At 60.0% G+C, this 9,802-nt stretch carries 12 protein-coding genes; 7 read left to right on the top strand and 5 right to left on the bottom strand.

Translation table 11 applies throughout. The annotated features are described in order from the left end of the window. A partial coding sequence (locus AC3WMT_RS30620) for a general secretion pathway protein GspC (protein ID WP_103307400.1) occupies positions 1–334 on the bottom strand: 334 nt, incomplete at its 3' end. A gap of 120 nt (positions 335–454) precedes the next feature. On the opposite strand from AC3WMT_RS30620, the gene gspH reads away from it, so the two are divergent. Together gspH and AC3WMT_RS30610 are read left to right on the top strand one after the other, a co-directional pair. Next, positions 455–901: a type II secretion system minor pseudopilin GspH gene (gene gspH / locus AC3WMT_RS30615; RefSeq protein ID WP_103307401.1), complete on the top strand. Its 447-nt coding sequence runs from the start codon at positions 455–457 to the stop codon at positions 899–901. Beyond that, positions 898–1,506 carry a type II secretion system protein GspJ gene (locus tag AC3WMT_RS30610; RefSeq protein ID WP_103307402.1) on the top strand — a complete coding sequence of 203 codons (609 nt, stop codon included), beginning with the start codon at positions 898–900 and terminating at the stop codon, positions 1,504–1,506. Before gspH ends, AC3WMT_RS30610 begins: the two co-directional genes overlap by 4 nt. Before the next feature lie 1,077 nt (positions 1,507–2,583). On the opposite strand, the gene AC3WMT_RS30605 is transcribed toward AC3WMT_RS30610, so the two are convergent. The 3 genes from AC3WMT_RS30605 to AC3WMT_RS30595 are packed head-to-tail and all read right to left on the bottom strand — an operon-like array spanning position 2,584 to position 4,767. Beyond that, positions 2,584–3,522 carry a FecR family protein gene (locus AC3WMT_RS30605; RefSeq protein WP_103307403.1) on the bottom strand — a complete coding sequence of 313 codons (939 nt, stop codon included), beginning with the start codon at positions 3,520–3,522 and terminating at the stop codon, positions 2,584–2,586. 31 nt (positions 3,523–3,553) lie between these two features. Beyond that, entirely contained in the window at positions 3,554–4,105 is a 552-nt protein-coding gene (locus AC3WMT_RS30600; protein WP_103307404.1) for an RNA polymerase sigma factor, read from the bottom strand. Then, the gene (locus tag AC3WMT_RS30595; RefSeq protein WP_103307405.1) at positions 4,102–4,767 is read right to left on the bottom strand and encodes a secretin and TonB N-terminal domain-containing protein; all 666 of its coding nucleotides are present in this window, start codon (positions 4,765–4,767) and stop codon (positions 4,102–4,104) included. Before AC3WMT_RS30595 ends, AC3WMT_RS30600 begins: the two co-directional genes overlap by 4 nt. Before the next feature lie 207 nt (positions 4,768–4,974). Between AC3WMT_RS30595 and AC3WMT_RS30590 the strand changes: the two genes are divergently transcribed. After that, positions 4,975–5,289 carry a hypothetical protein gene (locus tag AC3WMT_RS30590; protein ID WP_103307406.1) on the top strand — a complete coding sequence of 105 codons (315 nt, stop codon included), beginning with the start codon at positions 4,975–4,977 and terminating at the stop codon, positions 5,287–5,289. Positions 5,290–5,561: 272 nt separating this feature from the next. On the opposite strand, the gene AC3WMT_RS30585 is transcribed toward AC3WMT_RS30590, so the two are convergent. Next, positions 5,562–6,002: a carboxymuconolactone decarboxylase family protein gene (locus AC3WMT_RS30585; protein WP_103307407.1), complete on the bottom strand. Its 441-nt coding sequence runs from the start codon at positions 6,000–6,002 to the stop codon at positions 5,562–5,564. A 309-nt stretch (positions 6,003–6,311) separates the two neighbouring features. Here AC3WMT_RS30585 and pdxR point away from each other — a divergent pair, with 309 nt between their 5' ends. The 4 genes from pdxR to AC3WMT_RS30565 all read left to right on the top strand — a co-directional run bounded on the left by pdxR (position 6,312) and on the right by AC3WMT_RS30565 (position 9,736). Next, on the top strand, positions 6,312–7,745 hold the full coding sequence (gene pdxR / locus AC3WMT_RS30580; protein ID WP_103307408.1) for a MocR-like pyridoxine biosynthesis transcription factor PdxR: 1,434 nt from the start codon (positions 6,312–6,314) through the stop codon (positions 7,743–7,745). 123 nt (positions 7,746–7,868) lie between these two features. Then, entirely contained in the window at positions 7,869–8,162 is a 294-nt protein-coding gene (locus AC3WMT_RS30575) for a putative quinol monooxygenase (RefSeq protein ID WP_103307409.1), read from the top strand. A 228-nt stretch (positions 8,163–8,390) separates the two neighbouring features. Next, entirely contained in the window at positions 8,391–8,795 is a 405-nt protein-coding gene (locus AC3WMT_RS30570; protein WP_103307410.1) for a cupin domain-containing protein, read from the top strand. A gap of 227 nt (positions 8,796–9,022) precedes the next feature. Continuing rightward, the gene (locus tag AC3WMT_RS30565; RefSeq protein ID WP_103307411.1) at positions 9,023–9,736 is read left to right on the top strand and encodes an ATPase; all 714 of its coding nucleotides are present in this window, start codon (positions 9,023–9,025) and stop codon (positions 9,734–9,736) included. The last annotated feature ends 66 nt before the right edge of the window (positions 9,737–9,802 follow it).

The raw sequence follows: 9,802 nt of genomic DNA, 5'->3' as shown, positions 1-9,802 counted from the left end.
CCTCCACAGCCACCAACTTCACCCCAGGCCCAACCTTCTCCCCCTGCAAAAAACTCCTTGGTGGCCCATCGTTCAAACTCAGTATCGCCACCGCCCCGCGACTCCCCGCCATCACCCCGCTCACCTTGATATCCATCGGCGTCGTCTGATTGGAAAACCACTGCAACGCCGGGCTATCACTGCGCGCCGCCAGCAACTGCGGGGCCGCTGTCGGGGTGTGTGATTCGGCGGAGGTCAGTAGCAGCGACGACCATGTCGCCACGCCGACCAGCGCGGCGAGCAGTGCGAGGGCCTGGACCATTTGGGGTGGGGAAAAGCGTGTGGTGAAGGTCATGGGTTGAATCTCCTTTTTATCCCTGCTGTCAGCCTACGCGGCAATTCTCTCCGTTTTATTTCACACGCCTTACATGTTGGCCGTGCAGCATGTTGCTCAACGCAAAGGAGCGCGCGCGCGATGAACAGGCAAGAGGGTTTTACGCTGATCGAGTTGATGGTGGTGCTGGTGATCATCGGCATCGCCAGTGCGGCGATCAGCTTGAGTATCAAGCCCGATCCGTTGCAGTTGCTGCGCAAGGATGCCGAGCGTGTGGCGCAGTTGCTGCAGGTGGCGCAGGCGGAGGCTCGCGCCGATGGTCGGCCGATTGTGTGGGTGAGTGATGCCAAGGGGTTTCGCTTTAGTCGGCGCAGTGACAGTGGCAAGGGGTTTGATCATTTCGCGCAGGATCCGCAGTTGCGGCCGCGTGCCTGGCAGAGTCCGAAGGTGGAGGTGCGGGTGGAGCCGAAACAGCGGGTTGTGCTGAACGCTGAGTGGATTAATCCGCCGCTGCAATTGACGTTGTCGGATGGGATGAATCGGTTGAGTGTGCTGCGTGATGGCAGTGGAAGGATCAGTCTGCAATGAAGCGCCAGCAAGGGTTTACGTTGATTGAGGTGATGGTCGCGATTTTGTTGATGGCGGTGGTGAGTTTGATTGCCTGGCGGGGGCTGGACAGTGTGACGCGGGCGGACAGTCATTTGCAGGCGAGCAGTGAGCAGAGTGACGGTTTGTTGCGGGCGTTGAATCAGTTGCAGCGGGATGTGGAGATGCGGGCGGGGGTTGAGTTGACCGAGCCGAGGAAGGTTGGCGTGGATGATGAGCCGCCGAGCGCCCCGCCCGCTCTGACTGTGCGCAGTAGCGACAGTAAGGGTTTTCGTCTGGACATCATTCGCACGGCGGCGGATCAGCCGGGGGCTTTGCAGCGGGTGCGGTGGTGGGTCAAGGGCGACACGTTGTATCGGGCGGTGGCTGAGGCGCGGAGTAAGTATCCGTTGCCGGCGCCTGGGAATGGGGTGGCGGTGTTGCAGGAGGTCAGTGATGTGCAGGTGCGGGTTTGGGAGGTGGATAAGGGGTGGCGGCAGTTGAGCGGGAATCGGCGTGAGGATCCGTTGGGGTTGGAGATTCGGTTGAGTCGGGGGACGGCGCAGGGGGTGGAGAAGTATCGGCAGGTGATTGGGCCGTTGGAGTGATTTGCGGGCCATGAATCAAATGTGGGAATGGGTGGATTCAGTTGTGGATTGGTTGGCTGGCAGGCCGTCATCGCTGGCAAGCCAGCTCCCACAGGGATTGGGTGAGGTCAGTGGGATTGGTTGGCTGTGAGGTCGTCATCGCGAGCAGGCTCACTCCTACAGGCGGATCGGGTACATCAGCAAGAGATTGGTTGGTTGGCTGGCCGTCATCGCTGGCAAGCCAGCTCCCACAGGGATTGGGTGAGGTCAGTTGGGGATTGGTTGGCTGTTAGGCCGTCATCGCGAGCAGGCTCGCTCCTACAGTTGGATCGGGTGCATCAGCAAGAGATTGGTTGGCTGGCAGGCCGTCATCGCTGGCGAGCCAGCTCCCACAGGGATTGAGTGAGGTCAGTGGGGATTGGTTGGCTGTGAGGCCGTCATCGCGAGCAGGCTCGCTCCTACAGTTGGATCGGGTGCATCAGCAAGAGATTGGTTGGTTGGCAGGCCGTCATCGCTGGCGAGCCAGCTCCCACAGGGATTGGGTGAGGTCAGTTGGGGGATTGGTTGGCTGTGAGGTCGTCATCGCGAGCAGGCTCACTCCTACAGTTGGATCGGGTGCATCAGCAAGAGATTGGTTGGCTGGATGGCCGCCTTCGCGAGCAGGCTCGCTCCCACACAAAAGCAACAGCAAGATCAAAAGATCGCAGCCTTCGGCAGCTCCTACAGGGGTGATATGTACCACCCGCACGCGGCGAATGCCGCACCACTCAAAGGATGAGCGTTAGCTCGGCTGCAGCTTTTGATTTTGATCCCCGGGCGACGTCGGAAGGCTGAGTGGAGGGATTCATCCGGGGGTGGGAGCGCAGCGACCGTTTGGCGCAGCCAAACACATCGAGAGGAGGTGCAGCGAAGCAAACCGGAGGCGATGCGCCCGGATGGATCCCGGAGCGAAGGAACCCCGAGCCTCAGCGAGCGGGCCGCACGTAGGAGCAAGCCTTTTGGGTTACCTTTTCGGCGTTTGGAAAAGGTGACCCGCCGTAAGGGCGGAACCCTAAGCAGCCGTTACCGCAGCAACGGATATGTACCCAGTCAAACCCACTAGCTCAAAACCACGACGCCCCCCGGCAACTCGGTGCATTTGACCCCGTAGGCATCCCGAATCAGCAATGCAACGCCAGCAAGTTGGTCAAGGCTGAACCGCGCCTGCACCCGCCGCTGCCCAAGCTCACGGTTGAGCAGCAACAACATCCCCGGTCGATACCGGTTGATCTCATCAATCATCTGACTCAGCGTAGCGCCGTTAAACACCAACACTTGCTGCCGCCAGTTCATCACCGCCGCCGTATCGACACTCTGCACACTGCCAACCTGCCCCGCGTCATAAGTCACCTGCTGCCCCGGCTCCAGGCGCAGGCTACGACCTTCAACATCCACTTCAACCGCGCCATCAAGACAGGTCACGCAGACTTGTTGATCAGTGTTACGCAAGTTGAAACGCCCCTGACTGGCCCGTAACCACCCTCCCCCAGCCTGCATCGCCAGCGGCAAACGAGCGGTCTGCACTTCAACCTCACCACTGACCAACTCAAAACCCTGCACACCGTCAGACACTGCACGCTGATTGATCCGCGTCTGCGTGTTCAACTCCAGACTCACCCCCTGCGCCGGTTCGAAACGCCGCTGCTGGCCGACTTCAGTAATGAAGTCCGCACCCAGCCCTTCGAAGCCACCGGGAATCGTCCCGCGCACCAGCAAAAATGCCGCCGACGCAGCAATCGCGCCGCCGAGAAAGGCGCGGCGGCCAAACCCACGCGGTGCCTGCAATCCTTCGGCGGCGGGCTGCAGGTTGTGCCACAACACCTTGGCCTGCTCGAAAGCCTGCGCATGCTCGGCGCTCTGTGCGCACCATTCGCGCAAGGCGCGGGCGTCGGCCACGGTGGCGCGGCCGGAGGTCAGCAGGACCAGCCAGTCGCGGGCTTCGCTGTGCAGATTGTCGGCCGCCGATGGCTCGGCAGGTGTCAGTCGAAAGATGTTCAAACGCGCAGATTCTCAACGAATTGATCGGGCACTATTCAGAAGACGGTTTTCCGGCCCCGCGACCGAACCGCTGAAACACTTTTCTTTCCAGTTTCGCGGCGCAGAAGCCCAATGCGGCTTTGATTTCCTTCTCGACCATGCGCGTGGAAATGCCGAAACGCTGGGAAATTTCCAGGTGCGGCGCCTCTTCCAGACGCGCCGCAATGAAGATCTTGCGACGGCGTGCGGGCAGTTCGTAGAGGGCGCTGAGCAACGACTGGATTTCCTTTTGCCCGCCCACTACCCGCGCCGGGTCCAGCGCTTCGTCACCCATTTGCAGCAGCTCCTCGACTTCCTCGCCAGTGAGCAGCCGCGCATCGGCCTGGCGGCGGTCGGCGGCGATGTTCAGGGCCATGCGATAGAGGTAGGCATTGGGTCGCAGGACGTTCGGCGGCGTCTCCATGCGGTCGACCCGCAGGTAGGTTTCGTGCAGCACGTCGTTGGCCAGATCTTCCGAACCGAGACGCCTGCGCAGGCGCACCCGAAAGTCCTCGTAGGACGTCAGGAACAGTTGGACCATCGAACCTTGTCCGGTGTCTTTCATCCCCCGGAAACTCCTTCCCATGTGGTGCATTCCATGCGTTTCCCTGACGACTCCGGTAACAACAGCAACGTGACCGGCTGACGCAAGGCGCTGGGCGTCGGCCGGTCGATCCTGAGATTGCGAAAACTCTCCACCAGCGCGTTGTCGCGCCGTACATCACCGGTCGAAGTGACCAACCGGTTGTGCTGCACCATGCCGTCGCGGCCGACCCACACCTGCAACACCGCGCGATAGCTGCCCGGACGGGTCAGCGGCGAGCGGCACAGGTTGCGCTCGATCGCCGCTTGCACCGCCGTGGCGTAACTGCGGTTGACCGCGACGCTCTCGGGCGTCTGTTTTTGTGGCAGCGCCGGCACGTCCTCGACCTGCGCCACTTGCAACGTAAACGCATCGTCGCGGGCATAACGCGCCATCAATCCACTGCCGCCGAGCAACCGACGCAAAGCATCGGCGGCGGTGTATTCACCGTCCACCGCGAGCGAGCGTCGACCGCGACTCAACTGACTGTCGACCAGCACCGCCACACCGGTGGCGTGGCTGTACTGATCCAGCGCATGGGCCAGATCCTGTGCCGGAATATGCAGCGTCATGCGCAAGTCCGCCGGCACCGCGTCGGCCATCGCGTGGCCCGCCGCACAGCCAAGCAGCCACCCCAGACACATCCGGCGCACAAGCCTCGTTGAACGCTGAAAACCGTCTCGGGAACTGCCTCGCTGCACGGCTGACGAATCCTTGAAAATCGTCATCCTGAGGGCTGTTTATGAATCTGGTGTGACGGGCGGTGCAAAAAAACCATCACGGGAATTGCGCATGGCTTGCACTAGACTCAAGCCATAGCGCGGCCCCTCCGGGCCGGCCAGGAGGCGAGCATGAAAACACTGTGGCGATTGAGCCTTGGCGGGCTGTTGTTGATGGCGCTGTCGAGCGCTTATGCCGAGCAGCCGTTGGGTTGTGTGGAAGTGACGGTCGGCGGTTACAAGGCGCCGAATTACGACTGCTTGAGCCAGCAGATGGGCAACAACCCGGAAGGCGCTGCGGCGGCGGAGAAGAATCAGGAAGCACTGAATGTGCCGGTGAATAAACGGCCGCCGAATCAGGTTGGTCTCGCGACGCCGGCCGCGACCAGTACGCGGATGGGCAACACCTTCGGCACCTCGGTTAAACCACAACGCCCACCGCAATGATTTTGATCTTGATCGTTCCCACGCTCCGCGTGGGAATGCAGCCCGGGACGCTCTGCGTCCCATCCAGAGCCGAACGCGGAGCGTCCGTTGAGGCATTACCACGCAGGAGCGTGGGAACGATCATGTGGTGTTCAATCGCTTGGGGTTTACCGATCGTTCCCACGCTCCGCGTGGGCACGCAGCCCGGGACGCTCCGCGTCCCATTCAGAGCCGAACGCGGAGCGTCCGTTGAGGCATTACCACGCAGGAGCGTGGGAACGATCATGGGTTGATTAGTCGCTGGGGGTTTGGCGGAAGCTGACGGCCAGACGATTCCAGCTGTTGATGGTAGTCACGGCCATGGTCAGGTCGACCAGTTCCCCTTCGCTGAATTGCTCGCGGGCCTGCTGATAAATATCGTCAGGCACATGACTTTCCGCCAACAACGTCACCGCCTCCGCCCAGGCCAACGCCGCACGCTCGCGCGGGTTGAAGAAGTTGCTGTCGCGCCACACCGCGATCGCATACAAACGCCGATCACTCTCCCCCGCCCGCCGCGCATCCACCGAGTGCATGTCGGTGCAGAACGCACAGCCGTTGAGTTGTGAGGCGCGGACCCGGATCAGTTGCAGCAGTGGCTGTTCGATACTGAGGTTGGCAGTCAGCGCCTCCATGGCAATCATCGCTTTCATCGCCTTGGGCGAAGCGTTGTAGTAATCCAGGCGCGGGGACATGGCGGTTCTCGGTGGACGGAATGATGACTTCACCGTAACCGCCGACAGCGATGCATTACAGCCCCAATTGCACGGAAAACCGCTACACCACTGAACCCGGACACACACTGACCCTGTGGGAGCTGGCTTGCCAGCGATGGCGGTATATCTGCTGACACTAATGCTGGATCCGAAGGCCTCATCGCTGGCAAGCCAGCTCCCACAAGGTACGTGACCAATTCGAGTTTTTTACTCCACGCAACTACTGCCCCGCAAACAAACGGGAGTAATCTGGCCGGCACACTCAATTGCCCGGGGAGCCTCGTCGGTATGGAACTTCACGTCGTGATCAACGGCCGCAAGGATCTCGCCGGTCAGTTGTATCAGCAACTGCGCGGGGCCATCGAGTCCGGGCGTCTGGCCGCTGGCACGCAACTGCCGCCCAGCCGCCTGCTCGCGGAGCAACTGGGCATCTCGCGCAAGACCATTTCCGACACCTACGCGCAGCTGACCTACGAAAACTTCCTCACCGGGGTCATCGGCAAAGGCACCTACGTCAACGCGCGCCCGGCGCAGATCCAGCGCAAACAAAGCCACACCGAGCTGGCCAGTGCCGAGGTGATCGAGAGCTGGCGCAATCTGCCGGTGTTTCTGCGCCACCCGACGCTGGAAGGTTCGCTGCGTTATGACTTTATCGGTGGCGCCACCAGCAAGGGCCAGTTTCCGCAGGATGACTGGCGGCGCTGCGTCGCCCATGCGATGCGGCAGATGGGCCAGTCCAAAGGTTTCTACAGTGTCGCCGAAGGCCTGCCGGCGCTGCGCAATGCGATTGCCCGGCACATCGCGTTTTCCCGTGGGATCAACTGTCAGGATGAAGACATCGTCGTGTGCAACGGCGCGCAACAGGCACTGGACTTGATCACTCGCGTGTTGATCCGCCCCGGCAGTCTGGTCGCCATGGAAGACCCCGGGTATCCGCCGGCACGCCTGTTGTTCGGTACCCATGGCGCCGAGGTGGTCGGTGTGCCGGTGGATGCTGAAGGGATTGTCGTCGAGCAGATTCCCGACGGCACGCGGCTGATTTATGTAACGCCTTCGCACCAGTTCCCGCTGGGCATGCCGATGAGTCAGGCACGCCGTGAAGCCTTACTGGCCCGCGCCCATGAACTGGGCGCAATCATTATCGAGGACGACTATGACAGTGAGTTTCGCTACGAGGGTCGGCCCACCGATTCGCTGTTCAATCTCGATCAACGCGGCATCGTCGCCTACGTCGGCACCTTCTCGAAAACCCTGTTGCCGGAGCTGCGTCTGGGCTATGCGATCCTGCCGCCGGCCATTCTCGAGGCAGTGATCCGCGCCAAACAGCTCACCGACCTGCACGCCTCGACCCTCCCGCAATGGGCGTTGGCGAAGTTCATCGCTGAGGGTTGCCTGCTCAAGCATATCCGCCGCTGCCACACGATATATGCCCAGCGCCGCGAGCGGATTCTGGCGCGCATGGCCACCGATCTGGCGCCATGGCTGGACGCGGTGCCGGCCAGCGCGGGCTTTCACATGGCGGTGTTCTGCAAGGTGCCGATCGACTTGTCGTTGGTAATCGAACTGGCGAAAAAGGTCGAGGTTGGCCTGTATTCGATCAATGGTTTCTATTACCAGCAACCGCCGAAAAACGGTCTGTACTTCGGCTTCGGCGCCATCGAAACCCTCGACATTGATATCGCTCTGGATCGCCTGCGCGACATTCTGCAACAAGTTGCCTGAATGATTGGTCTGGGCGATTAACCGCCGATTGGTTATTGGTGATCGACAGGTGCAGGCCTATTCTGCACAGGCGTTATCCCTCAATGAGCAGGATTCGTCCGGCCTGATTCAGGAGTGTGAGCAATGTCCAACGAAGTGATCAATACGGTCCAGGTGCAGGCTGCCGCCGGCCGCTCGGAGGAACTGGGCAGGCAACTGCAGAAGATCGTCGAAACCCTGCGCGAAACCCCGGGCTGCGATTCCTATCTGGTCGACCGTTGCCCTGAGGACAGTCACCGCTGGACGGTCAGTGCGCGCTGGCAGTCGGAAGCGGCGATGCAGGCGCATTTCAACCGGCCCGAAGCGCAGGGGTTTATTGACCTGATCGATAGCCGGCTGGCCAATAGCGTCGACTTCAACAGCTTTCCTATCGTTTGACTTACGGACGCCATCGCTGGCAAGCCAGGCTCCCACAGGGTTTTGTGTCGTTCATTAATCATGCGAACGACGCAAAAACCTGTGGGAGCCTGGCTTGCCAGCGATGGCTTATTTGAAAGCACTGAAGATCCACAGATTGGTCACCTGATCTTCCCGAATATTGGCCGTTTGAATGCGCCACCCTGCGGACTACTGTGATTGCACCCCCAACCTCACAGGTAACCCGCCATGAAAGCCCTGCACCTCTTCGCCTCTGCCCTTGCCCTGAGCCTTTGCGCCTCGGCCGCTTTCGCCCACGACCCGTCCGAAAAAGTCACCGTGCTGCAAGACCAGATGCTGAAAAACGCCCCCGGCAAAAAAGCCATGATGATCGAGGTGGACTACAAACCCGGCCAGTCTTCCATTGCCCACAAACACGACGGCACGGCCATGGCCTACGTACTCGAAGGCGAAGTCATTTCCCAGGTAAAAGGCGAACAGGCGATCACCTACAAGAAGGGCCAATTCTGGTACGAGCCTGCCGGCTCCGAACATCTGGTGTCGAAAAATGCCAGCAAAACCAAACCGGCCAAGTTGTTGGTGTTCATGGTGCTGTCGCCGGATGAGCAAGTGCTGATCCCGCTGAAAAACTGATGGATGTTTAATCAGCCATAAATAAAAAGGCGCAAATCATCGATTTGCGCCTTTTTATTTCCCGGCGCAATTAACCGCCCCGCGTTACAGCAAATAAAACTATTCAACAGCAAACCAGACAGCAAATTGTCAGGTTGCTTACAGCGTAGCGGGTTTAGTCTCAATTAACGGTCGTCGACGACGACAACTCAAACTTTCCGCTGATGTTGTTTCACGGGAGAAACACCATGAAACTTGCGTTTGCCAGCACTTTGGCGATATCGGTTTTAGCCCTTTCCGCCTGCTCGGTGCCTACCGCACCGAAAGCAGTCTCATCCCTCGACACGCTGTTCACGCAACCGGTTGGCCGCAGCAGCGCCGCCCAGGTGAAAAGCGGTCCCGGCGTATCGCTTGGCGTGGTCTACAGTCCGAGCACCCAGACCAACCGCGAATACCTTCGCAACTATCAGGCCAACGCCGGCAACGGTTTCGGCCAAAGTTTGCTGGTACAGCCGATCCACGATGCTTACGTTGCCAGCTCGAAACCCGACATGGCGGTGGATTGGGTCAACGCTTCTTTGCAACGCCAGTTCGGCTCGGTGACGGTGTACCCGGACATGCAGAGCCTGCGTGCGGCCAGACCGGATGTGGTGGCGATTGTCGACACTCATAGCCAGTTGATTACTTCGCGCAGTTCCGACATCAAGGCGGATGTCAGTGCCGATTTTTATGATGAGCGGTTGAACTATATCGGTACGGCGAAAGGTTCGGATGCGCGGGAATTGACGCCGGTGTGGGCAGACTTCAAGCGCTCGGAAGAGATAGTGGCGGATATTAATCAGCAGCAGGATGTGCAAGTAAGGGCGCTGCAGAAGTTTGACCAGTCGCTCAGTAATTTATTGACCAGGCCAACAGATAAAGTGTCGATGCTTGATAACAAACAATCACATAAGTTGTATTGAATGTAAGGGCCTCATCGCTGGCAAGCCAGCTCCCACAAGGACCGAGTGCAACACAAAACCTGTGGG

This window comes from Pseudomonas sp. FW305-7, assembly GCF_058786735.1.
This window is presented reverse-complemented; position numbering and strand designations above follow the sequence as displayed.